The organism is Coleofasciculus sp. FACHB-1120, assembly GCF_014698845.1.
Taxonomy (GTDB): domain Bacteria; phylum Cyanobacteriota; class Cyanobacteriia; order Cyanobacteriales; family FACHB-T130; genus FACHB-T130.
The window spans coordinates 59994-86541 of sequence record NZ_JACJTV010000010.1 but is presented as its reverse complement, the minus strand read 5'-3'; the positions used below and the strand labels follow the sequence as shown (position 1 = coordinate 86541).

The following is a 26548-nucleotide window of genomic DNA, read 5'->3' as shown; positions in this document are numbered from 1 at the left end:
CGGCTCACAATGCTGAGAAATCGATTTTTTCAGCATGACCCCAGAATGCTTCCAGATTATAAAATTCCCGCTCTGGAGGCAACAAGATGTGAATAATCACATCCCCATAATCCAACAAGACCCAGCTGCCTTCTGCCTTTCCTTCCACGCGCAGAGGCAGGCGTTGCCACTTCGTTTCCACTTGCTGTTCAATTGATTGGGCGATCGCTCTCACCTGGACTCTGGAGAAGCCGGTTGCGATCGCAAAGTAATCCGCGAGATAGGATACCTCTCCTACCTGGAGCAATACAATGTCAGATGCTTTGCGATCGTCAGCGGCTCTGGCAGCGGTCAAAGCCAGCTCTTTACTTGCTTCTTGGTTATCTGCATTGACAGCCAGTCGAGCAGAAGCATTCGCGTCGGTTTCGTTAGAGTTAAATGCTTCGCTCCCAACAGAGGAGGACTGTATCTTGAACTGTTCTGACATTAAATCCTGATTTCCTTGTTCAAAAACACCTATGAATTCCTTCAAAATTGGTTCAACTCACAGCACTGTCCGAGGGAGATGCTGAAGTTTATATTTTAATTTTTGAAGTTTCGACCCTCAGCTTTTTATGGCTTTTTTTAATTTTTCATTTCATTTATCCTTCATCCTTTCTGCTTCGGATTGCTGCTTTTGGCTAGCGATTTGAAGTGCCCAATTACGGCTACGGATCGTTCGAGGGTGGATTAAGCAACGAGTTTCGAGGAGATATTTCAGGGAATAATCGCAAGTTAACCAAACAGCTTTGTAGAGATTTTGCCAAGCAACTTGTCTTAGAGCTTCTAACTCAGGAGTATTGCCTCTTCCTGGCTCCAGAGTATCAGCCAAAAACACGATACAACTCAATCCACTCATTCCTGGTCTGCCTAAGGTGTGATCCTGGATTGCCTGCAAAATTTCTTCATCAAATATTCCAAATTGGTCTCTGGCAACAATTGCACTGACATCTGCGTGCAACAGATGCGGATTTTCTTCATCCACCGGGTCTAATTTCAATCCTTCTTCTCGTGCCATTTGTAACAGCACTGAAGGCTTAAAGTATTTTGCGAGATCGTGCATCAACCCCGCTGTCGCTGCTTTTTTCACATCAAGTTGATAATGCAGCGCTAGATCAATAGACATCTGCTCGACGCCTAGAATATGTTTGATTCGAGCGGCAGGGACACGATCTGCTAACCAGGCTAAGACCTGTTCGCGCATTGGGCGAGGAACTCCATAAGGCTATCGGGACAGAGGCTAAGGACAAAGCCTTGGGGTTTGGGCGATCGCTTGTTCCCAGGATATAAAGGCTAGGCATTGCGTGATCGCCACTTCAAACCGATAACCATTTTGCTTTCATTCTAGATCAATGAAGCCTAACCTCATCAAACAGCTTCTCATACTGCTCCAAGGCGTGCTCGAAGGAGTAGTTTTCGATGGCATATTTTCTACCTTGCTGACCCAGGGTTTCCGCTTTGTCAGGATTTTGATATAAGTCTAAAATTGCTGCCGCCAGAGCCTCAGGATCTTCTGGGGGAACGACGACACCGCCGCCGCTATGCTGCACTGCTTTAGCTGCTGTACCACTAGCAGGAACAGAAGCCAAAATTGCCCGACCGCTGGCTAGCAGCACCTGAATTTTAGAAGGCATATTAAAGGAAATCACGTTTTCCTTTTGCATCACCAAGCCTACATCCGCCGCTGCCAGCAGTTCCGGCAATTTTTTGCGGTCTTGAAATCCCTGTAGCAACACGTTTGGCGCATTCACTTTTTGACTATATAACTCCAAGTCCTCTATGGCTTCTTTTTCTCCCACAATCACCACAGCAATGTCTGGAATATGTCGCAGGCGAGCTGCCGCATCGATCAAGGTCTTTAAGGGTTGGGTGCGACCGATATTACCGGAATAGAGAACCACAAATTTGCCGTCAAGTTGGTGAGCGGCTCGAAAATAATTATTTTCTTTGGGCAAAGGTTGAATAAATTTAACATCGACCCAGTTGGGAATTAACGCAATTTTGCTTTCCGGGACTCCTTTGCCAACTAAATTATCAATAAATCCATCGGCAATGACGCTAATCTTTGTTGCGGTTCGGTAGGCAAATTTTTCTAGCTTTTCAAAGATGGCAATTATCCGTTTGTTGGTGAGCAACCCCGTATGAACTGCGGCTTCCGGCAAAATATCCTGGAGGTTCAACACCACCGGACAGCGGTGTAACCATCCCAGTAGCGCGGCTGGAACGGAAACTGGCAGGGGCGGTACGGTTAACAAAATCACGTCTGGTCGTCTGCCCTTGAGGGCATGGACTAAGCTGATCAGTACAAAGCTGGCATCTAATAGAATTCGATCTATCAAACCCGGTTTCGGGCGAATCCTGACGTAATTGCGCTGAATGGCTACGCCATTTATTAGTTCTGTTAGGTACAATTTCCCCTTATATTCGTCGTAGATGCGCCGTTGCGGATAGTTTGGCATGGCAGTGACAACTCGAACTTGATGACCTTGTGCTACCAAACCTTCCGCTAGTTCGGTCATCAAGGGGGCAATGCCGATTGGTTCGGGATGGTAGTTGTAGGAGTAAATCAATATCCGCATGATCTAGGTCTTACCAAATGTTTAGCGCTAAGCTTCTACCTAGTCTAATCGGGGGTAGCTATATGTTGGTACAATCGTGCATCGTCTTTGAGGAAGAATCAGACCTTTTCTCGGTCTATTTCTCGGTCTATCAGAGCGATCGCTCTTGTAAATGAGATTTTCTCTCGGTTGTGCGAGACGGCAGCACCTCTATGAGAAAGCGAATCCTCTTCTGTTTTAGCGAATTCTTCTTCGCATCAACAAGCAATTCCGTTCGTCAGGCATTCGCGTGTAATCGAGTTCATCAGTGAATTGTTGCATAAATATTAAACCCCGCCCGCCTTCATTCTCCAGCGGGTCAAAATCCTTTTGACCCACCAATTGCAGCTTTGATTGCAGCTTTGATTGCAAATTAAAGGGTTTTCCATAATCCCAAATCCGCATTTCCAGATAGTTACTATAAACTTTCACCTCAATCTGAATTGGGGTGGTTGGTTTTAATGAAAAATGAGCGTGGCGAATGACGTTCGTAAATCCTTCGGTCAAGGCAACCTGAGATTGCCACCATATTTCATAGGGCAGTAGAGGTAGAGTAAGTTGCTCAAACCATTGCAAAACTTCTGTTAAAGCATTTAAATCCGTCTCCACCTGAAGGCGAGATTGTGCTATTGGTTTTTCCTTTGTCATTAACAGAAGTAATTGAGGTTTCCTAATAAGCACCACTGTTTTTGCGAAATAAAACTAGGATTGTTTTAACAATTAACTTGAGATCGTAAATCAGGCTCCAGTTCTCTTGGTAGCGCAAATCTAAGCGAATCACATCTTCAAAATTGCGTACCTGCGATCGCCCATTTACCTGCCACTCACCTGTCATTCCCGGTTTGACATCTAAACGCTGCCATTCCGGAACTTCGTAGCGTTCCACTTCATCGGGTGTCGGAGGTCTAGTACCGACTAAACTCATCTCCCCTTTCAAGACATTCCAAAACTGCGGCAGTTCATCTAGACTCGTCTTCCGTAAAACTCGACCCACCCGTGTTACTCGCGGATCGTTTTCATTTTTAAAAAAGGCACCTGTGGCTTGATTCTCGATTTTGTCTTTCAGGGCTTCCGCATCTACGCACATCGAACGGAATTTCCATACCTGAAACCGTCTTCCCATCCAACCGCAACGGATTTGACTGAAAAAAATCGGTCCCGGATTGTCGAGCTTAATGGCAATGACAATGGGAGTAAACAAAATTGCTGTAATCGCTAAACCTACCAGCGCTCCCACTACGTCAATGCCACGTTTAATCCACGAGCGCACGGAAGGATGAGTCGCCGGTAGCTGATTTTCTGATTTTTTGACAGGGGTTGTCGTTGCGCTTTGGCTTGGTGGCTCGATCGTCAAAACCTGATCCAGTCCCGTCATCGATAACACTGCCATCACTTGAGGATGGACACCCCGGAGTACTAATTCTACTTTTTTTTCCCGCGCTAGCTTTACATTGCTGACCAGCGCACCGATGCCACTGCTATCGATAAATTTGGTCTGACTCAAATCAAAAACTAATTGCTGGGTGGCATTCTCTTGTAGGAATTGCTGACAGCTTTTCTTAAAAGCCACCGCCTCAAGAACAGTAAGGCGAGGAGGTAGCTGGACTACAGGAGTGTCGTTAAAGAACGTAATCCGAAAATCTGTATCGGGGCTGGGTCCAACCATGTAAACCTGGTACTAAGGGGTCATTTTATATTTTGAAAAATATTTGAGATTAGTCAATTGAACTTCATCAAAAGTTTTTGTAAAGAATTATTTTATTCTTTGATATAATTCAACCTTAATCAACTTTGATGGAGAATCTATACTAGCACTGAAATTGGGAGTTGTACCAAGATTGTTTTTTGAACCCGCTGCTGTGGAAATCGACGAGCAAACTAGCTTGGCAGGGGTTAAAAATTGTAGCTTTATTTGAGTGATTTCAGTGACCGACCGGAATCATCAATACCGGAATCATCAATATCTGTAGAACTATCACGCGGCGGGAAGGCTGACTGGCGAACTCCCGGCTAAGAAGCAGCACGCGGAGAGTCAAGCATACTTCCAGCCTGGTTAATCCGGAACTCAAGGCAGATAATGGAATTAATAGAAATCTTAGAGTAAACCGAGTCCGGAGCGAATCAGTCGCATCTCAAGTCAGAGCAACAATGACCCCTAAAACTGCCGACTATCCCACTGCGCGGCTAATTGAAGTCTTCTCCGCCATTCAAGGGGAAGGACTGAATGTAGGCACCCGCCAAATATTTATCCGCTTTGCCATCTGCGACCTGCGCTGCCATTTTTGTGACAGTGCCCACACCTGGTTAGCTCCAGATAAGTGTAGTGTGGAGCGAACACCTGGGCAAAGAGACTTTGAAACCCACTCCAATCCAGTGTCTAGCCCGGTATTACTAGAATGGATTGAACGGCAAAATCAACCCGGTTTGCACGACAGCATCAGCCTCACAGGTGGCGAACCGCTGCTTCATGCTCCCTTCCTAGTCAAATTTCTACCCGCTTTGCGCCACTCTACAGGGTTGCCAGTCTACCTGGAAACTGGCGGTCATCGTCCAGAACAACTAGCCCCGATTTTGCCCTTCCTGGACTCTGTAGGCATGGATATGAAGCTGCCTAGCGTTAGTGGAGAACAGTGGTGGGAAGCGCACAGGGAATTTCTCCAGCTTTGCTATGACTCACGGGTTGATAGTTTTGTCAAGTTAATTGTTTCTAGCCAAACTGAGCCATCTGAGCTGGAACAGGCAGCTGAATTGGTAGCAGCAGTTAGCCCCGCTATCCCGGTGTTTTTACAGCCAGTGACACCCCTACAAATGCCCCATCATCTGCCAGTGTTTGCTCCAACCCCCACGCAGGTTCTGGAGTGGCAGGCATTAATGAAGCACAGTCTCAAACAAGTGCGAGTTGTGCCACAAACTCACAAAATGCTGGGGCAACTTTGAATTGTTCGTGGTTCATAGGGAATTCTCAGGAACCACGAATCCTGATTAGTGGATTTGCGTATTTGGATAAAGAATTGATGAAGAACAGGGATACTTATGTGAAATTACGGTATGGAAAACCGCTTTAAAGTTATCTTTAACCAGCTTTTAAAGTAACCGTCTGATGCTCGTGATAGTAGAAGTTCTGAGGCTTAGACATTATGAAAGCAAAGCATTGGCTTTGGACGGTTAGTTGCTCGCTGGCGCTATCTACGCTCTCTATCGCGGTAAATACCACCTCTACTTATGCAGCTTCCCTGGTTAATACTCTGGCGATTCCAGGGGAAAGTACGGATCTATTCCTGACTAATGGCGGCAATGGTGGTGCTAATATCAATCGCTTAGGTTTTTTCTCGGATCTATATTACGATCGCTACGAGAATGTGTACTACGGTTTGGGCGATCGCGGTGCAGGAGGCGGTGTACTTTCCTACGAAACGCGAGTTCAGAAATTTTCGCTGGATGTTGACCCAAACACGGGGACGATTAGCAACTTCAATCTGCTGAAGACCATTTTATTTACTAAGGACGGTGAGAACCTCAACGGGTTGAACCCCCAGTTACTCAACGGCGATACCAGAATTCTTGGTCTTAGCTTCGATCCAGAAGGCTTTGCAGTTGCACCCAACGGCAACTTCTACGTTTCAGACGAGTATGGCCCCTCTGTTTATGAGTTCACTTCGACTGGTTCGTTTATCCGGGCGTTTGCCACTCCCAGCAACATACTTCCTCTAGCTGGAAGCGTTCCCAACTATGTCGATAGTCGCCCAATCCTTACTAGCGGTCGCCAGGATAACCGAGGCTTTGAGGGAGTAACTCTTAGCCCAGACGGTAAAAAACTGTATGCGATGCTGCAAGACCCGCTAGTAACTGAGGGAAGTCCCGATGGACGACGCAGCCAGAACTTGAGAATTGTGGAGTTTGATACGGCAACAGGTGATAGCGTTGCCCAATATATTTACCAGCTAGAAAGTCTTGCCGCTATTAACGATCGCATTCCCGGAACTGATGACGATTTTGGGCAGAATTCTCAAGGTCGTAATATTGGCATTAGCGCCATTACCGCCCTCAATAACAATGAGTTCCTGGTACTGGAACGCGATAATCGCGGCGTGGGCGAAGCCGATCCTCTAAGTGAAGCCCCAGTTGCCAGTAAGCGGGTTTACAAAATTGATCTCACAGGTGCCACAGATGTCAGTAACATCAGCTTGGTAGGTACAAATACTTTACCCTCTGGCGTAATACCTGTTAGCAAGTCTCTGTTTCTAGATGTTGCAGCGCAGCTGAAGGCGAGTGGTCAAGTAATCCCTGAGAAGTTTGAAGGTTTGACAATCGGGCCTAAGCTAACCGATGGTTCCTACGCAATTATCCTTGGCACGGATAACGACTTTAGTGTTACTCAGGGGGATGCTGGTCAGCAGGATGTTTGCACAGATGGTACAGCCTTTACTCTCGTATCTATTGATAGCGGCTGTCCCGGCGGACAAAAATTACTTCCAGGCTACCTCTACTCGTTCAAAGCTAGTGCTACAGAGTTAGAGGGGTTTGTACCTCCGGAAAAAGTGCCAGAACCAGCGGCAACGGCTGGATTAATGCTACTGGGTTTTGGCGGTTTGTTGCTTAAGCGGCGGCAATAAAAAAGCAATGTAAACAGCGCCCAAATTCGGGTGTAGCTTTGGTACACCCGAATTTGGGGAAAAACAGGCACTCATGTAAAACAGAAGAATTCTTCAATCTCGTTACTCAGCTTACGCCTGGTAACGAAGATTTGGATGCGATCGCATCTGAAGAGTCTTTATATTGAGTCCTCGCGTGCGCCTTTGACTTTAGCTTTGGCTTTGGCAGCACTACGCTTGAGAGCAGAAAGCCGCGTTTCGTATTTGCTCCGTTGCCGTTTGTTTGGGGTTAGCTCTAGTAAAGCTTTCAAAGCGCTACCCAGACTTTTGTAAGCGTTGGGGAGGGAATAACCAAACCGGGTGGCAAGCGCGATCGCTTTCTCATCCGCTTCAATCATCTCTTTTACCTGCTTCTCCCCACTATTTTTTTGATACAATCTCCAGCCTGAGACGCCACACAATGCCAAGGCTAATATCAACAGCAAGCCATCCTGCACCCACAGTTCGCCGACAGCACCGCCTAAACCAATCGCAAGCGCCGCCATTTCCCAGCCATCTCTAGGGATGGTGTCGTTTTGAATTCGAGCGACTTCGTGCCAAAACAGCAAATTCCGCTGATCGAGTGCTAGCTGATCCCATTTCACCAGATCAATTTGAACCTCAATTTGATCCTTGCCAATTTCTTCACAGCGGATCAGGGGTGGATTCACTTCAGTCGTTCCTTCGACTGTTACCCAGCTTTGCAATTCTGGCGGCAGTAGGGTTTTTAACCGCCGGAGTTCGCTCATCTCAGCTCTAGCAGAAGAGGTTGCATAGGATGTCATAGTCGTCCAGCCCCAGGAAATTCGCTTTTCAATCGTAAGGTTATTACTTTGGAGTATAGCGATCTTCGTGCCCGGATTCAGATTCACTCAGATGGGAATAGTCCCCGCTTCTTACGCGCTTCCATCGCTCTCTCCAACATTTGCAGTAATCCAGGAGCTTCTTCTTGAAGGGTGAGCAGTAGCCTTTCTCCCAATTCTCGATCGCCTGGATCTTTGCCGGTTGCCATCACCTCTTTCAGTCGAGGAATCGCCACATTATCAATAATTTGAATTAAACCTGACAAACAACGGTTGAATTGTTTTTCAGTCAGACTTGAATCTTCCAAGGGAAACTCAATGATGGCACGGATTTCGCCATCGTTTGGGTCATATTCCCATTGCAGCATTTTGGTTTCCCAGGAGATGCATAGCATTGTTTGGAGGATCGCTTCTTTGTAAGGATGATCTTTAACTCCAGATATGACTTGCGGAGCAAATACCTTAAAAAATTCCCCATCCTCATCCAGCTGGACAACAATCAAGAATTCTTCTACGTTTTCAGCTTGCACACCCGTCAGAATCCGGTACGCTTCTTCGTCGATATGGTATTTCCAACCTTGGTTGTCTAGATACGTGGCAATCTGTCGTAAAGTAGCGCCCATGACAGCCTCGCTGCGTCAGGTGGAGCAGGAATAACACGACACAGTATAACGTGCTATCTGACAACGGCATAGAGAAAGCCGTCTTTCGGTAGGGCTGGGGGCGATCGCTTCTGGCGCTGTTCCCATCGGGGTTTTGTTTGAAGCTAGGAAAGCGCTCGCGTCTTTTGTTTCTCCAACAAATTTGCTACGAAAAATGCAACGCCAGATGCCTGCGGTACGGTTCAAATTTTTCTAGCGCTGGTAGGAACGACCGCCAAGATAGAGTGCTGCTGCGAGGGCGATTCCAGGTAATGTCATAACTGCTGCTAATGGAGAGCTTAACCAACTCGCTTGCTCGTACCGTTCCCGATAATAAGTAGACCTAAGGGAACAGGGTTGAGCGGAACTGACTGAACCCAATAAAATGCTACTAGCGATCGCAGTGCTAGAAGCGATCGTAACCAAAGATAATTTTGTTTTCATACAGTTTTTTCTCCTACCGCGTTTTAGTGCAGGGAACGATCCTGAGCGATCGCGCAAAGTTTCATTTAATTCTAGCTGCCTCTGACTCAACTAGGGTGGAATGCTACGCAAGTGCAAAAATGGGAGTGCGATCGCTTCCTCTCTTCCTTCGCGTCCTCTGTAGTTGGGTAAAAAAGCGATCGCAATTCGACCCTTCTATCAAGATGACCTGACTTTGATAAAAGTAATAGGAGCGATCTAGATGCGATCGCTCCTAGTATTCACTTACTTCCCTCATTGAAAAGCTGAGAGAGGCAGGGGGTGAGGTTCCTAAATCTTCGCTTCTTCCCTTACCAACTTATCCCAACCCAAATCCTTGAGGTTGTTATTCCGGCGCAGGGGACGAGTTACCAATTCTAGAATGTCACGAGCATTTGTAAAGCCGTGAATCTGAGCAAAAGTGAACTCAACCGACCATTTAGTGTTGATACCACGTGCTTCTAATGGGTTGGCGTGAGCCATACCAGTAATCACCAAATCTGGTTTGAGTTCGTAAATACGCTGAATTTGGTTATAGTTGTCTGGCTTCTCCACAATCCTAGGCGTTGATACACCCATTTCGTGGCAAGTTTTCTCTAGCAGCGCCAATTCAGCGGCTTGATAGCGCTTATCCATGTAGGGGATGCCGATTTCTGGGCAAGTCATGCCGCAGCGCACCAGGAAACGAGCTAGGGAGATTTCCAGCAAATTATCGCCCATGAAAAAGACAGATTTGCCGCGAATCAACTGGACGTAGTCTTCCAGATTTTCCCAGATTTGCGCTTCCCGCTCATCTAGCCCTTTAGGTTCAATCCCAAATACCGAGCAGATTTTCTCAATCCAGGCGCGCGTGCCATCGGGACCAATCGGGAAGGGTGCGCCGATGAGTTTGCACTTGCGGCGACGCATCAGCGTGGTGGCGGTACGGCTGAGGAAGGGGTTCATGCCAGAGACGTAGTAGCCTTCTTCTAGAACTGGCAATTCGGTGTAGCGCTTGGATGGCAACCAACCAGAAACTTTAATGCCTTGCTTTTTCAGTTCTAGTGTCAGATTGGTAACAACTGGATCGGGGAGAGATCCGAAGAGAACGAGTGGCGGATGCTTAACATATTCTTCTTCGTCTGCTGTTACTTCTTCTTTCTTTTTGCCGAAGTTGAGCAGAGAAGCGATCGCATTCCTTTCTTTCTTCTCAGTTTCAACCACGGGCGCTTTATCGGGACAACGGGCAGCCATCGCTGCCAGTACGGTGTCTTCCCCTTGGGTAAAGGCGTAGTCTAAACCATTGGCACGAGCCGTCACAATGGGGATGCCAATTTCGGATTCTAGCTTGGGTGCCAAGCCTTCCAAATCCATTTTGATGATTTCGGTGGTACAGGTGCCAATCCAAACAATTACGCTGGGGTTGCGATCGCGCTTAATTTGCAAACACAACCGCTTCAACTCTTCATAGTCATTCAACTGAGCCGAAATATCTCCTTCTTCCAACTCAGCCATCGCGTAGCGGGGTTCCGCAAAAATCATTACCCCCATCGCGTTTTGTAAGAAGTAGCCACAGGTTTTCGTGCCGATAACCAAGAAGAAACTATCTTCTATCTTTTGGTACAACCAAGCTACGCAGCTGATGGGACAAAATGTATGATAATTTCCAGTTTCACACTCAAAATTAAGCGCTTCCGGTTCTGTATTTGCCAGGGTCATTGTAAAGGTTTCCTCTCAAATTTTTAATTGGTCGTCAGTCAAAAAGTTATTCGTTATTAGTCATTCGATGTACAAAAAAATCTGACTTAATGACTGATAACTATTGACAAATTACTCAGAATCTGCAAGTAAAGCAACAATTTCTGTATCCTTCTTTTTGACAGCGTCTTCCGAGCGTTTGGCGATTTCTAAGTCTGGGTCAAAATGCAACCCCAAAACCGTTATCAGCGCATCTGCATTCCTTAAGTCAACACTAGAGATAACTTTTAACGCTGCCAAGGAAAGTGATGCTTTTTGTAAACTCCCTCGCAAGATTCATCCACCTTGGCAGCGATGCGGCTGGGTGATTGGGCGATATTAGCCGTTACAGGAGCAGCAGGCAGCATTTTGACTTCATCATCTGCATTTGTTTGCTCAGCCGGTACTGCCTCTAGCTCCAAATCGGGGTCGAAATTTAGCCCTAAAGTTGCCACAATTCGATCGGGATCGGCATTGAGATCCACCATTAGAGGAAGCATTTCAGTAAATTGCGGATCTAGGGTCGATAGGGTTGCCACAATAAAGCTAGAGGTAGGGCGTCTTTGCCCTTCAGATGTCACCCAAACTTGTAGACGATTGAGCCAGTGGCGATTTTCCTGGTAGTAATCTAGCCATTTAGCTTTGACCGATTGACGCAGATGCTCGGTATTCACAGTTGGACTTGACGCTGATGCTGATGCTGATGCTGATGAAAATAATCTGGTTTGGAGAATGGTGCATAAAAACACGCACGTCAATATTGACACTAAAAGCATTGAGTCATCCTCCTCCCTTAAACCCCTAAACCATCATCATATCTAGCTCTTGTTCTTCAGTCTTCACCTCTGGTTTGGTGGGATTGAGGTAGAAATCAGACAACAAGGAGAACAACTCGCGGTCTGGAGCATCGTTCGGCACAACACCCTCTGGACGCGCCAGAATCTGGTCGGCAATGTTGAGGTAGTAATCGCAGACGTAGTTGAGCGAGGGGTCAGTCTCTGCCATTTCAAACAGAGTTTTGCCTTTAACGCGGGAAACGCGAATGTCTTCAATCAACGGCAATACTTCTAGCACCGGCATCGGTACCGCAGAAATGTATTTCTCGATCAGGTCGCGCTTAGAAGTGCGGTTGCCAATCAATCCGGCGAGACGCAGGGGGTGAGTCCGAGCTTTCTCACGGACAGAGGCGGCAATCCGGTTGGCTGCAAACAGGGCGTCAAAGCCGTTGTCAGTGACAATCAAGCAGTAGTCAGAATAGTTGAGGGGAGCTGCAAAGCCGCCACATACCACGTCACCAAGTACGTCAAACAGAATGATATCGTACTCATCGAAGGCGTTCAGTTCCTTGAGTAACTTCACGGTTTCGCCTACCACGTAACCGCCGCAACCGGCACCGGCTGGGGGACCGCCTGCTTCTACGCAATCAACTCCGCCATAGCCTTTGTAGATGACATCTTCAGCCCAGACATCTTCGTAGTGGTAGTCCTTTTCTTGAAGCGTGTCGATAATCGTGGGAATCAGGAAGCCGGTGAGGGTAAAGGTGCTGTCGTGCTTGGGGTCACAGCCAATTTGCAGGACTTTCTTGCCGCGTTTGGCTAGAGCTACAGAGATGTTGCAGCTGGTTGTGGATTTGCCGATTCCGCCTTTTCCGTATACTGACAGTTTCACGCGCTTCGTCTCCTATAGTTTCATTTCAAACCAGGATGGTTGTCTTTGGTGTTAGGCAGGGCATGAATAAAGTCGCTGCCGAAGAAAGCCAGCCGTAGATTGCTTTTTATCTGGGTATGAACTGCATTATTGTCCAACTGCCGCAGAAAATAAAGGGGTTGGAGGAATGGATCGGGTACTAATCACGATTATTTAGAAGATTGTATTCTTATAATCTTTATCATTTCTCTCTAAAAGCTTATAAAACTGTAATTTACAGCTCATAGTGATTTTAGGTTCTTTTTTTTAATAATTTGGAACAAAAGACAAAAATCCCCAAGGGAATGAAACACGCTGGCACTACAACGTGAAACTGAGACTTTCAGGCTATTAAGAACTCTGGCGACAACCGCAGTCGTCGAGAAAGTCTTAAACTGCACGGATAACTCGGATTGACTTCGCCTAATCGGCTACACTGGCTGAAGCAGATGGCTAGTTAAAAGGCTCATAGAGGCATCTGCAAGTAAGGTGGGGATTTTGGTGAATAATTATTAATTTTTGAGAGACTGTTTTCCAGAAATCCGAGTTGAGGTCATAGTCACAGAGAAGATCCCAGAAGGGAGAGATGAGGCTAACATCAATCACAGAAAGGGGGAGAGGGATGGCGAGTGCGGAGCGCCTCGTGTTCCGAAGCCATCCTCGCCATGACAAAGACTAAGGCGATCGCTACCGCTCATCGGGAACGCTTCTTGACTAGGCTTAAATTAGAACGCCATTTTTTTCTAAGGCGTATGCGTCGATTTATGGAAAGCCTTAGAGTCGGATTTTAGTGAAAGCGGCCTATATCTATATGAATACAGAAAGTGACATTCTCATCATCGGCGGCGGTGCGATTGGCTTAGCGATCGCCCTCGAACTTCGCTTGCGGGGGGCAACCGTCACCGTCCTGTGCCGCGACTTCAATTCCGCAGCGGCTCATGCCGCCGCTGGGATGCTGGCACCCCAGGCAGAAGGGATTTCGACCGGCGCAATGCTGGATTTATGTCTGCGGAGTCGGGATTTGTATCCGGACTGGGCAAGTAAACTGGAAGCGATCGCTGGAGTATCCATCGGCTATTGGCCTAGTGGCATCTTGTCACCCGTTTATGTCGGGGCTGAGCAACAAGGAGTGAGGACTGAGGAAGAAAATTCCATACTCAGGCCTCAGTCCTCAGCACTTTGGTTAAATAAGGATGCGATCAATCAAATTCAACCCGGACTGGGTTCAGACGTTGTCGGTGGTTGGTGGTATCCCGAAGATGGTCAAGTAGACAATCGGGCTTTAGTTCAAGCCTTGCGGGTGGCAGTACGGGAATTAGGTGTAGATATCCGTGAAGGCGTGGCAGTTGAAGCACTCCAACAACAGAACCGGAGAATCAACTGCGTCAGAACAGCATCTGGAGATTTTCGCGCTCAAAACTATGTCTTAGCCACTGGCGCTTGGTCAAATGAATTGTTACCAATTCCGGTCAGCCCGAAAAAGGGACAAATGCTATCGGTGCAAGTGCCTGGGGGCAGCCAGGAAGAATTGCCTCTCAAGCGGGTGCTGTTTGGTGAAGAAATCTACATCGTGCCGCGTCGGAATGGACAACTGATCGTTGGAGCCACTAGCGAGGATGTGGGGTTCACACCCCATAACACTCCAGCCGGAATCAGAACCTTATTGGAAAGTGCGATTCGCCTTTATCCCGCCTTGCAGAACTTTCCCATCCAAGAATTTTGGTGGGGATTTCGACCCACAACACCCGACGAGTTACCCATTCTCGGTTCTAGCGCCTGCGAGAATTTAACGCTGGCAACGGGTCATTACCGCAACGGAATTTTGCTGGCACCCGTGACGGCTTCCTTAGTGGCAGACCTGATTTGGGAGCAAAAGTCCGATCCCCTGTTAGACCATTTTCACTACTCCAGGTTCTACGCTGGATCTAAACCCATCAATGCAACCCCCAAAATGCTCCAAATAAGCCATCCTTCTGAATCTGGGCGACTAGAAGGCTCGTCCCTACAGATGAATCATTCCTTAGAAACCCTGCCAGCCGATCCTTTAATTATTGCGGGTCGGAGTTTTCGCTCTCGCCTGATGACTGGTACTGGCAAGTATCGCAGCATCGAAGAAATGCAGCAAAGTATTGCGGCTAGCGGTTGCGAAATTGTTACGGTGGCGGTGCGTCGGGTACAAACAAAAGCACCCGGACATGAAGGACTGGCTGAAGCGTTGGATTGGACAAAAATCTGGATGCTACCCAACACGGCTGGCTGTAAAACGGCTGAAGAAGCGATTCGAGTGGCGCGTCTGGGGCGGGAGATGGCAAAGCTTTTGGGTCAAGAAGACAATAACTTTGTCAAGTTAGAGGTGATTCCTGACTTAAAGTATCTGCTTCCCGACCCGATTGGCACTTTGGAAGCGGCAGAGCAACTGGTGAAGGAAGGCTTTGCGGTTCTGCCTTATATCAATGCTGACCCCTTACTGGCTAAACGATTGGAAGAGGTTGGCTGTGCGACGGTGATGCCTTTGGGTTCTCCGATTGGTTCCGGACAGGGCATCAAGAATGCAGCGAATATTGAAATCATTATTGAGAATGCTGGGGTGCCGGTGGTGGTGGATGCCGGACTGGCTACGCCCAGTGAGGCAGCGCAGGCAATGGAGATGGGGGCTGATGCCGTGTTGATCAATAGTGCAATCGCTGGGGCAAAAAATCCAGCCGCGATGGGTCGCGCAATGGCTCTGGGTGTGGAGGCTGGGCGTCTCGCCTATCAAGCCGGACGAATTCCTGTGAAAGTCTACGCTAATCCCAGTTCTCCCTTGACTGGCACCATTACCAGCTAAGGAATCAAGAAACTGAGGGGGTAAGGAGAAGGTAAATTTAACTTCTCCTAGGCATCCCTACCCTTATTTGCCACCGAGCTTCTCGCCTCTACCTGAAGTTGTGTAAAAAATTCATGCAAAAGATAGAGTGGAGTGACTCGATTCTTTGTTACAATTATTTACAAAATTAAGGAAATACAAGGATATCATTCATGCGCTATACAACTGAAGACGGTGGACGTTTGAACAATTTCGCAGTAGAACCCAAAGTTTACAAAGCAGAACCTCCAACCAAGGAGCAACAGCGCAACTACCTCTTTCTGGGAATTGGGGCGATCGCTCTGCTCAGCAGCTTAATGTTTGTTGCCATTTCGGCATCCAATGTAGGTTAAGCAGCCACCTGATGCTTTTCAGGGATGGGTTAAACAAGGCAAAAGTAAAAAGTTAAACATTAAAACCAACAGAGTTCCGTTTTTTTGTCTTTTGCCTTCTACTTGGAATTGAACGTGGGTTTACCGTTGAAGGCTTTTTGTTGCTTCTAGCGCGTCTTGGTAACTTTCTGTTCTTCCTTGGGATTTAAAAAGGTCTGCGGATTTCTGAAAATCCCTAACAGCGGCTTGGCGATTATTTAATCGTAAGTAGGTAATTGCCCGGTTGTAATAGGCTTCAGCAAATTTAGAATCTAAATTTACTGTCTGAGTATAATCGTCAAGTGCTTTGGCGTGTTCGCCTAGCCGGTTGTAAGCCAAACCTCGATTGTAATAACCTCTGGCATTCTTGGGGTCGATTTGTAAGGCTTGGTTAAAATCGGCAATTGCGGCTTGAGTTTCTCCTCGATCGTCGTAGGCATTGCCTCGGTTGATGTAGACACTTGCATCTTTGGGATTGAGCCGGATCGCTTCAGTAGAATCAGCGATCGCTTGTTGATAATTTTCGAGAAGATAGTAGGAATATCCCCGGTTGCCGTAAGCATTCCCGTACTCAGGATTAATCCGAATCGCCTCAGTGTAATCTGCGATCGCTTGCTGGTAAGCTCCGAGGATGTGACGGGCATACCCCCGATTGTAATAGGACTCTGCATCCTGGGGAGAAAGCCGGATCGCTTCGTCAAAATCTGCGATCGCCCCCTCATAATCACCGGAATCCAGTTTATCAACGCCCCGGTTGTATAAATCAACCGCGCTCATCGCTACCTTGTTATTATCAGCGGCACTTAGCAACTGACTGGGTGGCAACTGAGCAGAGGTAACAGCAGAAAGCGCACTACCAAGTACGGTGGTGATTCCGACAATGGCGATAGTTTTGCGAATGTTATTCATAGCCTGTCTTTTCTCGCCCCGCTGGAAAGGACTGAGGACTGAAAGCTGAAGACCGAGCTTTGAGGTAGAAAATAAGCATCAGAGAAATGTGAAATGCTATTTTGTTTTTCTTCCTCTTGAGTCCGTCCTCAGCACTATTTTCTCACTCAATCCTCTTGAGTTAGCCCTCAGCACTCTTTTTTTTACATGCCAGCTGGCTGAGCTTCCTGATCGATAAGCTGGCGGAACTGAATGACATCTTGCCGAGGATCGGCGTGGCTGACTCGGACTTCTAAGCGATCGCCTAGTGCCACCGAGTGGGTAAACCGCATCGCCAACTCCAATCCCAAATCTTCTAACAAAATTAATCCTAATCTGTCATCTTCTCGCAACCATCGCAGCATCAGCGCTTGCCAAACCTGATCGCCATGACGCCGCAGATACTCCAAACCCCAATAACGATTTGTCTGGCGTTCCACTAACCTTGCTTCTTGGGCGGCGGTGCCGATACCCAGCATCGTTTCTTGTAACTCTTGCGCTGAGAAAGGGGTGGGTTCACCGCGCAGGTGCGCCTTGATTTGGAAATGCGCCAGCAAGTCGGTGTAGCGGCGGATCGGAGATGTTACCTGAGTGTAGGTTTCCAGCCCCAAACCGGCGTGTCTTCCTGGTGTGATACTCATTTCGCTACGGGGCATACATCCCCGCATTGCACAAAACCTCACAGGTCCCGCTGGCAGCCGCAATAGTTCTTCTTCTGAAGGAAGTTCAGGTTGAGGTTGACTGCGAAAGGGCAGGGGAATATTGTGAGTTTTGCCGTAATGGGCGGCAACTTCACCCGTGAGAATCATCATCTCTGCCACCAATTGGCGTGCGGGTGAGTCTTCCAAAATTTCAATGATGATTTCGTCACCATTTACTTTAATCATCGCCTCTGGCATATGGATGTTAATCGATCCTTGGGACTGCCGCCATGATTGACGACGTTTCGCCCAAGCAGCGATCGCTGCTATCTCTGGTTCTGCCTGGATACCCAGTTGCAGCATCTCATCCACATCTTCGTAAGTCAGGCGGTAGGTCGGCTTAATTAAGCTGGCACTGATGCGATAGTCCTCTACGGCACCCTTCTCATCCAAAAGCACGCCAAAGCTCAGCGCCCAACAAATTTTTCCTTGCACTAAGCTCATTGGCCCGGTTGCCAAACTCGGCGGGAACATCGGAATCATCCCCGTCGGTAAATACAACGTCGTGGTGCGCCGTCTAGCTTCTAAGTCTAATTCGTCTCCTGGCGAAACCAAGCGCGAGGGGTCGGCAATATGTATCCAAAGCCGCTGACGCCCATCGGCGAGAGTTTCCATACTCAAGCCATCGTCTATCTCCTTGGTACTTTCATCATCAATCGTGTATACCTTCAAATGAGTCAGATCTAATCGGTGTTCATCCGTATCGTTCGGCGCGAACTCAGCATACTGCTTAGCCACTTCTATCACCTTGTCTGGAAAGTGAACGGGGATCTGACTGCGCCGCAGATACAGATTTTCGTGAGGACTCCACAATCCCAAATCCACCAGCAGTTGAAACGCAGCTTGGGGAGTTCCGGGGCGTCCAAGCTCGTTCATGGTTTCCAAAACAGGTGCTGGAGGGGGATAGGCGCGATTCAGAGATTCTTGATTGAGTCCAGCACGAACGACATCTGTCAACAGAGCCGCATATTTTTCAATGGCTTCCAGGCGTTGGCGTTCGCGGCGTTTCCACTCGACCTGTTCGCCAGCGAGTGCCTTTTGCACCCGCTCTACAAATTCTTGTCGCCGCAAGAGTCGTTCTTTTTCGACTTCTATCTGATGTTTCAGTTCTGCTACCTGAGTAGCAGGACGCGGCTCGTAGCGATCGCCTTTTTGCTTGAAATAAAGTCTATCTTCAGATAGCAAATAGTACGCTGCGTAACACAGGGGAGCACTTTTGTCAGAAAACAGCACTGACGCCATTTCCACATCTGTAACGCTCGTTCCATCCTCTACCAATAATTCCCATGCTACCTCCAATCCAGTTGGGTCCAGGTAGCGCTGTACCTCTTGGAGGAAGCTGGAAATTTGTGCAGGTTTATAGCTTTCACCTGCAATCTTATAGGTCATTTGTCGGGGATGGATGGTGTGGGATTGACCTTTCTCGTCTACCACAATCCAGTGCGTTTTGCCTTCTTGACGTTCTGCAACAGCAAGACGCCGCTCTCCATGCAGCCGAAACTCAATTAACGTTCCTTTCTCCACAAGTTTTTGGCTTACGCAGTAGCATTCATTGGACAGCCCATCTATCTACCAGTTTAGCGGCGTGGCGATTGTAAATTGTAGATTTTCGATCTAAGTCCAAAATCCACCCATCCCCAATCCAAAATTGAGTTAACCTTCAGGATTAATAAAGGGCAACAAAGCCAAAAGGCGTGCCCGCTTAATTGCTACGGTTAAATCTCGTTGTTGCTTGGCTGTTAGACCTGTAATTCGGCGAGGCAGTATTTTACCCCGCTCTGTAATAAATTTCCGCAACAAATCGACATCTTTGTAGTCGATGGGTTCGTCAGGTTTAATTGGGGAAAGGCGGCGACGGAAGTAAGTCATCGTTGGTGGTTCGTTGTTAATTGTCAGCACTCAGCACTCAGCAGTCATTGGTCATTAATCAAAAACTAATGACTCAGGACTGATGATTACTTAATTTCTTTGTGGACGGTATGTTGATTGCAGTGGGTGCAAAACTTTTTCAGTTCAATCCGCGCCGTCGTGTTCCGGCGGTTCTTGGTGGTTGTGTATCGGGAAACACCCGGCGATCGCTTGGCGATGTTGGTGCGACAGTCGGTACATTCCAACGTCACAATCAGGCGCGCCCCCTTCTTACTTGCCATAATGCTATTTCTACAAAATTCAAGAGGACAAAATTAAACACAAACCAATATTATTTCATACGACGAGTCACTTGAGCAAGTAATTTTTTGACTCGGATATCTAGAGAATAACCCCGGCGCGTCTGGACGATACAAGTTCGCCCAACGCGATCGTGAAAAGCTTGTTGCCACTCAGCATCTGCAAAAGCCACCCCACAATCCACCGCTAGAGGGCTGATCAACAGCAGCAAAGAGATCCCGTTCGACACCCCAATGGTCAATCCCACCATCGCCAAAACAGCCGCGAATCCCAGAATCCCTTCGCGCTTGCATAACTCAAAAAGCCCCGGCGTTTTGCGGTATTTGGGATCGACGACTTTCATATCCAAAGCCCAGCGCCCGACACTCTGTCCCTGATTTCTAGCAACCAGAATCACTCGCCCAGCCAGCCATGCGACTATGAAAACCAGGATTTGTGCAATGGGAACCCCTGGAGTATTTGTCCCAAAGGGCAAGCTAAACAGCCAAATAATTAGAAAATCAATCGCAAAAGCAATACACCGTCGCTCAATTGGAACCTTAGGTAATCGGCGGTTGGTCAGTTCGTTACGCATGAAAAATGGCTTTTCCGACGGTCTATTTCCATATTAAGCTTTCAGCTATCCGCTTTTTGTTCATTGTCCGTGAATGCATTGATAGGAGCGACGGCTGTAGGGGTATAGCACTTTAAAAAGCACCCTCCCATTAACTGGCAGGAGTCGGTTTCATCGGATAGACAAAAGCGATTCACAGATATCTTGTTAAAAGAGCCGCGATGCAATGCAACTAACCTGTAGATGCGATAAATCAGCGTCTTACTGAGTGACAATTTTTTAGACAAGTCTTGAGATGAGAGGCTGGATTGATGGCGATGCTGTTGGTTAAAGAAGCAGAGGCAATCATTTTTGATTTAGTGCAACCTCTAGATAACCAGATGGATGCTGAGGTTATAGACCTCTCACGTGCCAATGGTCGGATTCTAGCAGCGGCGGTGACGAGCGAATTGGATTTTCCCCACTGGACTAACTCAGCAATGGATGGGTATGCAGTGCAATTTGCCGATGTATCCAGATCTAGCGCCGAACAGCCAGCAGTGCTGGAAATTGTAGAGGAGATTCCAGCCGGATATCAACCGCAGCGATCGCTCCAAACTGGGCAAACTGCCCGCATTTTGACAGGTGCGGTGATGCCAGAGGGCGCTGATACTGTAGTGATGCAGGAAGTGACGCGACGGGAGGAGAAGCAAGTATTTATCTTCGCTGCTCCAGCAGAATTAGGAGCCTTTGTGCGTCACCGGGCAGCTTTTTACCAGGCGGGAACTCCCCTTTTGCCAGGGGGGATTAGACTGAATGCTCCAGAAATCGCTATTTTAGCAGCAGCTCAGTGTACCCAATTGCCCGTTTACCGACGCCCTCGCGTAGCAATTCTGTCCACTGGCGACGAATTGGTGACACCGGATCGACCCCTGAAGCCCGGTCAGATCGTGGACTCCAATCAATACGCCCTCGCTGCATTAGTGGCTCAGACGGGCGCAGAACCTCAGATGATGGGGATTGTCAGGGATGAACCAGAGGCACTCAAGAAAGCGATCGCGCAAGCCGTCGCCACTGCTGATGTGGTCATTTCTTCCGGCGGTGTTTCCGTAGGCGACTACGATTATGTGGATGAAATTCTTGCCCAACTCGGTGCTGAGATTCATATCCGTGCTGTTGCGGTTAAACCCGGTAAACCTTTAACCGTCGCCAGATTTCCCAACGCCCAGCGTCCTGTCTTATACTTCGGTCTACCGGGAAATCCAGTTTCCTCCTTGGTAAGTTTTTGGCGATTTGTGCAGCCAGCCGTGAGAAAACTTGCCGGTCTCGCTGATGGCTGGGAGCCAAAGTTTGTACAAGCGCGATCGCATCACGATTTGCGCTCAGACGGCAAACGGGAAAGCTACCTTTGGGGCAAGATGAATTTAGTAAACGGTGCCTATGAATTTCATTTAGCTGGCGGTAGTCACAGTTCTGGTAATCTGATTAATCTCGCTCAAACCAATGGTCTCGCTGTTTTACCAGCGGGTCAAACCTTCATTCCATCTGGAGAGCCGGTGCAAGTTTTGCCGATAGGCTAACCCCAAGAGTCGGGGTAAAAGTTTTGAAGTTTTGAGTTTTGAAGTTTTGAGTTTTGAATCCCAGAACTTTCTGCTCGCTCAAAACTCATCGCTCTCCTTCCCCCTTTCCAATTACCAAAAACCGCGTTTACCGCTGGGTAAAACCGTTGCCCAATTCGTTTTTGCCTGCGCTAGCTGTTCCTCGCTAACTTTTGCTCCCGTGAGATTAGTGCCACACAAATTCGCGCCTCGGAGATTCGCATGATTGAGATAGGCAAAGCTCAAATCTGCACCACGTAGGTCAGCTCCTTCCAAATTCGCCGTGCTGAAGTAAGCTCTGCCCAGATTTGCCTCCTTCAGAATTGCCCCAACTAAACTTGCCCTACCAAAATCGGCACTTGACAGGTCAGCTCCCTGAAGGTTGGTTTTATTTAACTTAGCCTGATGAAAAATGCCTCCCGATAAATTAACCCGTTGCAGGTTCAGCGCGCTTAAATCTTGAGAGGCAAAGTCTCGTCTGCCTTTGGTATAGGCAGTTAACACACCAACGGCATCCAACTTGGCAGGAACTTTTGACTTAGCATTGCCATTAGAACCGCTATTTTTGAGCATCGTCGGCGGAGAACCAGCGCCGGTAGCAACACCTGGCTTGTACACACTTCCTGCGGTTTGCGGCCCTGTCATTCCTAACTTTTCTCGACGCGCTCGAATTGCCATCGCCAGACGTTCTGAGGCTGTGGTGCCAGTCGAAGGAGTTGAGGAAAGGGTTGGGCTGCTTAAATCTCCAGAGTTGTTATAGCGATTGCTTGTTTGGGGTTGTCGCTGCGTGCTGTTGGGTTTATTCGTTAAGCCTTGCTCCAAGCTATCGAGGTACGGTTCCAGGTCAAGTGCTCTCAAGACTTCCTCAGCAGACTGATAGCGATGACGAACCGAAACCTCAAGCAATTTTTTGAGAACATCGGCAAAATGGTCGCTGATCTGAAGCTGCTTTCGCCAGAGCATTTCACCCGTTGACGGGTTGTAATCTAAGTCTTTTGGCGATTTTCCAGTCAGCAGATAAACGCAAGTAACCCCCACTGCATACAGATCGCTAGCATAAACCGGGCGCATTGCCATCTGTTCGGGCGGGGCAAATCCGGGCGTCCCAATTGCATAAGCCGTCAAAGCGGTTTGCTCGGAGCCACTATTTGCCGTTGTTGGGCTGACTTGGTTTTTCACCGCTCCAAAGTCAATCAGAACCAGTTTGCGGTCTTGTTCGCGGCGAATCAAGTTAGCGGGTTTGATGTCCCGGTGAATCACCTGCTGGCTGTGGATGTAATGCAGGACGGGTAAGATTTCGCTTAAGAATTGCTTGACTCCGGCTTCGCTTAAAGGGCCCGATCCTTTCACCTCCTGCTGTAGCGTCAGGCCGCTGATATACTCCTGGACTAAATAAAACTGTTGATTGTCTTCAAAGTAATCCAACAGCCGTGGCACTTGGGGATGATTGCCAATCTTTCCCAAGGTTCTGGCTTCTCGTTCAAATAGCTCGCGTGCCATTTGTAAAACGTGGGCTACAGTCGTTGCTGGTCTTAGTTGCTTGATGACGCAACTCGGTCCCCCAGGCAAAGACTCATCCTCAGCTAAAAAGGTCGCTCCAAAACCTCCTTGTCCCAGCGCTTGACTGACCCGATAGCGCTTTCGCAATAGGAGTTCTGAGCCACAGGACCGACAAATTTCGGCGTGGTCGTGGTTTTGTGGATTTGGACAGGCGGGATTGAGGCAGTAGCTCATTCAGACTCACCGGGATGCTGAAACCGGATATTGCTACCCTAACTTAAATTATCGAGGCATTAATAAACAATAAGCATGGTACATTTACGGACAATTCTTTAAAGAGTTGCTAAAGACGATTAATCTTTGCTTAAAGAATTGAAAAATGATGTACTCCTGCAAATGCCAAGATTTCCCTCGAACATTGCAGTATAGATGGTATTAAATTGTAATCAAACAACTGGCGAACAAAAGAAGTGGATCGGGATTAAGCACCAAAATTGTTTCCATCTCTTTGATAGCACATCTGGAAGCGCTAGATGTGACTGGTGTTACCCCTAAAACTCTCATTCTATGTGGACGTGAGGGCAAAATTTTGGAATAACAAAGGGCAAAAATGCTGAGGGGTGCTGGAGATCGCAACATAACTTACCCGGAGAAGCGATCGCACTCAACCTCCCAAAAGACCCCCCAGAAGGCTTCATCGGCGGACTTTGCCATCTTTGGCTTTCCTCACTCGCCGCCGGAATGCTTCAGCTGTACAAAACGGTAAAATGATCGGGCTGAGGTAAGTAAAAGCTTAAGCGTAAATGCGTATTTCTCTGAACTGGCTACAAGAATTGGTTGACTTGACGATGACTCCGGCAGAGTTGGCGCACACGCTAACAATGGCTGGGTTTGAAGTAGAAGATATTGAAGACCGCCGCACTTGGGCGGATGGGGTGGTGGTCGGGAAAGTTCTAGAGATTCAACCCCATCCGAACGCGGATAAGCTCAGGGTGTGTACGGTCGATGTGGGAGCAACGTCTCCCTTGAATATTGTCTGTGGGGCATCCAATGCCAGAGCAGATATTTATGTGCCTATCGCCACCATCGGCACTTATCTACCTGCTGTTGACCTGAAAATTAAACCGGCTAAACTCCGAGGCGTTCCTTCCGAGGGGATGATTTGCTCTTTAGCTGAATTAGGTTTGGCAAAAGAGTCGGCAGGAATTCACATCTTTGGGCAGGAAAATCTTCAACTGGGGAGCGATGTGCGATCGCTCCTGGGCTTAGATGATGTAATTTTAGACTTGACATCCACTGCGAATCGTGCAGATGCTTTGAGCATGGTCGGCGTAGCACGAGAAGTCTCAGCGCTGACGGGTGCCGCCCTGCGACTTCCACAAGCCCCAAAAGTGTCAATTCCGAAGGGGGATAGCGGTCTGAAGTTGCGAATTGCTTCGGGTCAAGCGTGTCCGGCTTACATCGGGACGGTCATCGAAAAAGTCAAAATTGCGCCTTCTCCGGCATGGTTGCAGGGGCGATTACAAGCCGCTGGAGTGCGACCCATTAATAACGTGGTAGATATTACCAACTATATTTTGCTGGAATGGGGTCAGCCATTGCACGCCTTTGACCGCGACCGCTTGCAATCCGTGGCAAGTGGTGGAGCCGGTGGAACCTCACCGCTACAGATTGGGGTTCGCTTTGCCAATACTGGGGAATCTCTAAAAACCCTCGACGGTCAAACCCGCACCTTGCAACCTCAAAATCTGCTGATTACTGCCAACGACCAGCCAGTGGCACTGGCTGGAGTCATGGGCGGTGAAGACACAGAAGTCTATGAAGGGACTGAAAATTTAATTTTAGAAGCCGCTTTGTTTGACTCGGTGGCAATCCGCCGGTCGGCACGCAGTCAAAATTTAAGGACAGAAGCCTCTGGACGCTACGAGCGGGGCGTTAATCGGGCAGAATTAGGAATTGCTTGTCAGCGAGCGATCGCGCTGCTCTCGGAGTTTGCAGGCGGCACTCCCGTATCACAAGAAATTGCCGACACCAGACCAGACCCCTCAACTTGGAGTCGTTCGATTGAACTGCGTCTAGACCGGGTAAACCACGTTTTAGGCCCGGTAGAGATGGGAGACACTGAAACTACAGGGGAAGTTCACGCGGAAGATGTTGAGCGCATTCTAACGGCGCTGGGGTGTCAGCTACAGCAAGTGACGAAAAAGGATGAAGACGGAACCAGGACGAATGAAGAAGATTCTAAGCTTCATCCTTCTGAATCCCTGAAGTGGACGGTGAAAGTACCACCCTATCGCTACCGAGATTTGGAGCGAGAAATCGACCTCATTGAAGAAGTTGCTCGCCTCTACGGCTATAACAAATTCTGCGACACCCTACCAGATAAGACTGAACCGGGGTATCTTTCGGTCGATCAGATGCTGATGCGCCAGATGAGGGAAGCTTTTCGGGCAGCAGGGTTGACAGAAGTCATGCATTACTCTTACTCAGTGGCGAAAAGCAAGAACGATACAGAAGTCGCGATCGCAAATCCCATGTTTGCAGAATATTCATCTTTGCGAACTGAGTTGATCTCCGGCTTGATTGACGCCTTCGAGTACAACTTAGAACAAGGTAACGGGCCATTGAACGGCTTTGAAATGGGTCGGATTTTCTGGCGGGAAGAGGACGGACTTATCGAAGCTGATTCCGTTGCTGGAATTTTAGGCGGTGACTCCTTTACCCAAGGCACTTGGACGCGAGGAGGCAAGCCACAACCCATGACTTGGTTTGAAGCGAAAGGAGCGTTGCAAAGCGTATTTGAGCAACTCAGCCTGCCAGTAGAATATCAACCAGACCGCCGCGACCCACGGTTGCATCCCGGACGCACGGCGTCTTTATGGGTACAGGGAAACCGATTGGGAACGTTTGGGCAACTCCATCCCCAACTCCGGCAAGAACGGGACTTGCCGGATGAAGTCTACGTCTTCGAGCTGGATTTGGATGTAGTTTTGGATTACCTGGATGCAGAGGAAAACCGGACACCCTTATTCAAGCCTTACTCTACTTTCCCCGCATCCAGCCGGGATTTGGCTTTGTTCGCCTCGATTCAGGTTTCTGTCTCAGACTTGAAACGAGCGATCGCGAAAGCTGCTGTTGCGGACAAACATCAGGGTACATCCCTACTAGAATCCGTCGAGTTGTTTGATGAATATCAAGGTAAAAATGTCCCAGAAGGACAGCGCAGCTTAGCGTTTCGCTTAGTTTACCGAGCAAGCGATCGTACTCTTACCGATGAAGAGGTCGAGCCAGTGCATCAAAAAGTCCGCGAAGCTCTCGTCGAGAAATTCGGCGTTAATCTGAGAAGTTAAA

25 protein-coding genes are annotated in these 26548 nt (G+C 48.2%); 7 read left to right on the top strand and 18 right to left on the bottom strand.

Features of this window, described 5'->3' with window-relative positions; all coding sequences use genetic code 11:
- Positions 1-4: 4 nt before the first annotated feature.
- The 5 genes from rsfS to H6H02_RS11865 all read right to left on the bottom strand — a co-directional run bounded on the left by rsfS (position 5) and on the right by H6H02_RS11865 (position 4281).
- Entirely contained in the window at positions 5-511 is a 507-nt protein-coding gene (gene rsfS / locus H6H02_RS11885) for a ribosome silencing factor (RefSeq protein WP_347342605.1), read from the bottom strand.
- A 105-nt stretch (positions 512-616) separates the two neighbouring features.
- Positions 617-1222 (bottom strand): bis(5'-nucleosyl)-tetraphosphatase (symmetrical) YqeK, encoded by a 606-nt coding sequence (gene yqeK / locus H6H02_RS11880; protein ID WP_190817858.1) that lies wholly within the window; start codon positions 1220-1222, stop codon positions 617-619.
- Between the two features lie 145 nt (positions 1223-1367).
- Positions 1368-2597, bottom strand: a complete 1230-nt coding sequence (locus tag H6H02_RS11875) for a glycosyltransferase family 4 protein (protein WP_190817855.1) — start codon at positions 2595-2597, stop codon at positions 1368-1370.
- A gap of 216 nt (positions 2598-2813) precedes the next feature.
- Positions 2814-3263 (bottom strand): anti-sigma regulatory factor, encoded by a 450-nt coding sequence (locus H6H02_RS11870; protein WP_190817853.1) that lies wholly within the window; start codon positions 3261-3263, stop codon positions 2814-2816.
- Between the two features lie 22 nt (positions 3264-3285).
- Positions 3286-4281 carry an exopolysaccharide biosynthesis polyprenyl glycosylphosphotransferase gene (locus H6H02_RS11865; protein WP_190817851.1) on the bottom strand — a complete coding sequence of 332 codons (996 nt, stop codon included), beginning with the start codon at positions 4279-4281 and terminating at the stop codon, positions 3286-3288.
- Positions 4282-4763: 482 nt separating this feature from the next.
- Between H6H02_RS11865 and H6H02_RS11860 the strand changes: the two genes are divergently transcribed.
- On the top strand, positions 4764-5552 hold the full coding sequence (locus H6H02_RS11860) for a 7-carboxy-7-deazaguanine synthase QueE (RefSeq protein ID WP_190817843.1): 789 nt from the start codon (positions 4764-4766) through the stop codon (positions 5550-5552).
- A gap of 197 nt (positions 5553-5749) precedes the next feature.
- Entirely contained in the window at positions 5750-7228 is a 1479-nt protein-coding gene (locus tag H6H02_RS11855) for an esterase-like activity of phytase family protein (protein WP_190818046.1), read from the top strand.
- A gap of 158 nt (positions 7229-7386) precedes the next feature.
- On the opposite strand, the gene H6H02_RS11850 is transcribed toward H6H02_RS11855, so the two are convergent.
- From H6H02_RS11850 to H6H02_RS11840, 3 genes are all read right to left on the bottom strand, one after another.
- A complete protein-coding gene (locus tag H6H02_RS11850) occupies positions 7387-8031 on the bottom strand; it encodes a DUF3318 domain-containing protein (protein WP_190429385.1) in 645 nt (214 codons plus the stop codon).
- Positions 8032-8114: 83 nt separating this feature from the next.
- The gene (locus tag H6H02_RS11845) at positions 8115-8672 is read right to left on the bottom strand and encodes a hypothetical protein (protein WP_190817841.1); all 558 of its coding nucleotides are present in this window, start codon (positions 8670-8672) and stop codon (positions 8115-8117) included.
- 231 nt (positions 8673-8903) lie between these two features.
- Complete coding sequence (locus H6H02_RS11840; protein WP_190817839.1) at positions 8904-9134, bottom strand: hypothetical protein; 231 nt, start codon at positions 9132-9134, stop codon at positions 8904-8906.
- A gap of 26 nt (positions 9135-9160) precedes the next feature.
- On the opposite strand from H6H02_RS11840, the gene H6H02_RS11835 reads away from it, so the two are divergent.
- Positions 9161-9346 (top strand): hypothetical protein, encoded by a 186-nt coding sequence (locus H6H02_RS11835; RefSeq protein WP_190817837.1) that lies wholly within the window; start codon positions 9161-9163, stop codon positions 9344-9346.
- 97 nt (positions 9347-9443) lie between these two features.
- On the opposite strand, the gene H6H02_RS11830 is transcribed toward H6H02_RS11835, so the two are convergent.
- From H6H02_RS11830 to bchL, 4 genes are all read right to left on the bottom strand, one after another.
- Positions 9444-10850, bottom strand: coding sequence for a ferredoxin:protochlorophyllide reductase (ATP-dependent) subunit N (locus H6H02_RS11830; protein ID WP_190817835.1), 1407 nt, complete (start codon positions 10848-10850; stop codon positions 9444-9446).
- A 111-nt stretch (positions 10851-10961) separates the two neighbouring features.
- Positions 10962-11129 (bottom strand): DUF5331 domain-containing protein, encoded by a 168-nt coding sequence (locus H6H02_RS11825; protein ID WP_190817833.1) that lies wholly within the window; start codon positions 11127-11129, stop codon positions 10962-10964.
- Positions 11117-11542 (bottom strand): DUF5331 domain-containing protein, encoded by a 426-nt coding sequence (locus H6H02_RS11820; protein WP_190817831.1) that lies wholly within the window; start codon positions 11540-11542, stop codon positions 11117-11119. Before H6H02_RS11820 ends, H6H02_RS11825 begins: the two co-directional genes overlap by 13 nt.
- A gap of 127 nt (positions 11543-11669) precedes the next feature.
- Positions 11670-12536, bottom strand: a complete 867-nt coding sequence (gene bchL, locus H6H02_RS11815; protein WP_190817828.1) for a ferredoxin:protochlorophyllide reductase (ATP-dependent) iron-sulfur ATP-binding protein — start codon at positions 12534-12536, stop codon at positions 11670-11672.
- Positions 12537-13365: 829 nt separating this feature from the next.
- On the opposite strand from bchL, the gene thiO reads away from it, so the two are divergent.
- Positions 13366-15381, top strand: a complete 2016-nt coding sequence (gene thiO / locus H6H02_RS27635) for a glycine oxidase ThiO (protein ID WP_190817826.1) — start codon at positions 13366-13368, stop codon at positions 15379-15381.
- A gap of 191 nt (positions 15382-15572) precedes the next feature.
- Positions 15573-15752, top strand: coding sequence for a ssl1498 family light-harvesting-like protein (locus H6H02_RS11805; protein WP_190817824.1), 180 nt, complete (start codon positions 15573-15575; stop codon positions 15750-15752).
- 120 nt (positions 15753-15872) lie between these two features.
- Here H6H02_RS11805 and H6H02_RS11800 read toward each other — a convergent pair whose 3' ends face one another.
- The 5 genes from H6H02_RS11800 to H6H02_RS11780 form a co-directional block, all read right to left on the bottom strand.
- Positions 15873-16679, bottom strand: a complete 807-nt coding sequence (locus tag H6H02_RS11800) for a tetratricopeptide repeat protein (RefSeq protein ID WP_190817822.1) — start codon at positions 16677-16679, stop codon at positions 15873-15875.
- Positions 16680-16861: 182 nt separating this feature from the next.
- On the bottom strand, positions 16862-18922 hold the full coding sequence (locus H6H02_RS11795; RefSeq protein ID WP_190817819.1) for an RNB domain-containing ribonuclease: 2061 nt from the start codon (positions 18920-18922) through the stop codon (positions 16862-16864).
- 129 nt (positions 18923-19051) lie between these two features.
- On the bottom strand, positions 19052-19267 hold the full coding sequence (gene rpsR / locus H6H02_RS11790) for a 30S ribosomal protein S18 (RefSeq protein ID WP_190412875.1): 216 nt from the start codon (positions 19265-19267) through the stop codon (positions 19052-19054).
- Positions 19268-19353: 86 nt separating this feature from the next.
- On the bottom strand, positions 19354-19548 hold the full coding sequence (gene rpmG, locus H6H02_RS11785) for a 50S ribosomal protein L33 (RefSeq protein WP_190412570.1): 195 nt from the start codon (positions 19546-19548) through the stop codon (positions 19354-19356).
- A 50-nt stretch (positions 19549-19598) separates the two neighbouring features.
- The gene (locus tag H6H02_RS11780; RefSeq protein ID WP_190817817.1) at positions 19599-20141 is read right to left on the bottom strand and encodes an RDD family protein; all 543 of its coding nucleotides are present in this window, start codon (positions 20139-20141) and stop codon (positions 19599-19601) included.
- Between the two features lie 296 nt (positions 20142-20437).
- Between H6H02_RS11780 and glp the strand changes: the two genes are divergently transcribed.
- Positions 20438-21679, top strand: a complete 1242-nt coding sequence (gene glp, locus H6H02_RS11775; RefSeq protein WP_190818044.1) for a gephyrin-like molybdotransferase Glp — start codon at positions 20438-20440, stop codon at positions 21677-21679.
- Positions 21680-21790: 111 nt separating this feature from the next.
- Here glp and H6H02_RS11770 read toward each other — a convergent pair whose 3' ends face one another.
- On the bottom strand, positions 21791-23431 hold the full coding sequence (locus H6H02_RS11770) for a serine/threonine-protein kinase (RefSeq protein ID WP_190817815.1): 1641 nt from the start codon (positions 23429-23431) through the stop codon (positions 21791-21793).
- 569 nt (positions 23432-24000) lie between these two features.
- On the opposite strand from H6H02_RS11770, the gene pheT reads away from it, so the two are divergent.
- The gene (gene pheT / locus H6H02_RS11765) at positions 24001-26547 is read left to right on the top strand and encodes a phenylalanine--tRNA ligase subunit beta (RefSeq protein WP_190817806.1); all 2547 of its coding nucleotides are present in this window, start codon (positions 24001-24003) and stop codon (positions 26545-26547) included.
- Position 26548 lies beyond the last annotated feature (1 nt).

What these genes read in the sequence shown, in the direction of transcription:
- yqeK (WP_190817858.1), bottom strand. Translation starts at nt 1,222, where the DNA reads ATGCGCGAACAGGTCTTAGCCTGGTTAGCAGATCGTGTCCCTGCCGCT.
- H6H02_RS11875 (WP_190817855.1), bottom strand. Translation starts at nt 2,597, where the DNA reads ATGCGGATATTGATTTACTCCTACAACTACCATCCCGAACCAATCGGC.
- H6H02_RS11870 (WP_190817853.1), bottom strand. Translation starts at nt 3,263, where the DNA reads ATGACAAAGGAAAAACCAATAGCACAATCTCGCCTTCAGGTGGAGACG.
- H6H02_RS11865 (WP_190817851.1), bottom strand. Translation starts at nt 4,281, where the DNA reads ATGGTTGGACCCAGCCCCGATACAGATTTTCGGATTACGTTCTTTAAC.
- H6H02_RS11860 (WP_190817843.1), top strand. Translation starts at nt 4,764, where the DNA reads ATGACCCCTAAAACTGCCGACTATCCCACTGCGCGGCTAATTGAAGTC.
- H6H02_RS11850 (WP_190429385.1), bottom strand. Translation starts at nt 8,031, where the DNA reads ATGACATCCTATGCAACCTCTTCTGCTAGAGCTGAGATGAGCGAACTC.
- H6H02_RS11845 (WP_190817841.1), bottom strand. Translation starts at nt 8,672, where the DNA reads ATGGGCGCTACTTTACGACAGATTGCCACGTATCTAGACAACCAAGGT.
- H6H02_RS11840 (WP_190817839.1), bottom strand. Translation starts at nt 9,134, where the DNA reads ATGAAAACAAAATTATCTTTGGTTACGATCGCTTCTAGCACTGCGATC.
- H6H02_RS11830 (WP_190817835.1), bottom strand. Translation starts at nt 10,850, where the DNA reads ATGACCCTGGCAAATACAGAACCGGAAGCGCTTAATTTTGAGTGTGAA.
- thiO (WP_190817826.1), top strand. Translation starts at nt 13,366, where the DNA reads ATGAATACAGAAAGTGACATTCTCATCATCGGCGGCGGTGCGATTGGC.
- H6H02_RS11805 (WP_190817824.1), top strand. Translation starts at nt 15,573, where the DNA reads ATGCGCTATACAACTGAAGACGGTGGACGTTTGAACAATTTCGCAGTA.
- H6H02_RS11800 (WP_190817822.1), bottom strand. Translation starts at nt 16,679, where the DNA reads ATGAATAACATTCGCAAAACTATCGCCATTGTCGGAATCACCACCGTA.
- rpsR (WP_190412875.1), bottom strand. Translation starts at nt 19,267, where the DNA reads ATGACTTACTTCCGTCGCCGCCTTTCCCCAATTAAACCTGACGAACCC.
- rpmG (WP_190412570.1), bottom strand. Translation starts at nt 19,548, where the DNA reads ATGGCAAGTAAGAAGGGGGCGCGCCTGATTGTGACGTTGGAATGTACC.
- H6H02_RS11780 (WP_190817817.1), bottom strand. Translation starts at nt 20,141, where the DNA reads ATGCGTAACGAACTGACCAACCGCCGATTACCTAAGGTTCCAATTGAG.
- glp (WP_190818044.1), top strand. Translation starts at nt 20,438, where the DNA reads ATGCTGTTGGTTAAAGAAGCAGAGGCAATCATTTTTGATTTAGTGCAA.
- H6H02_RS11770 (WP_190817815.1), bottom strand. Translation starts at nt 23,431, where the DNA reads ATGAGCTACTGCCTCAATCCCGCCTGTCCAAATCCACAAAACCACGAC.
- pheT (WP_190817806.1), top strand. Translation starts at nt 24,001, where the DNA reads ATGCGTATTTCTCTGAACTGGCTACAAGAATTGGTTGACTTGACGATG.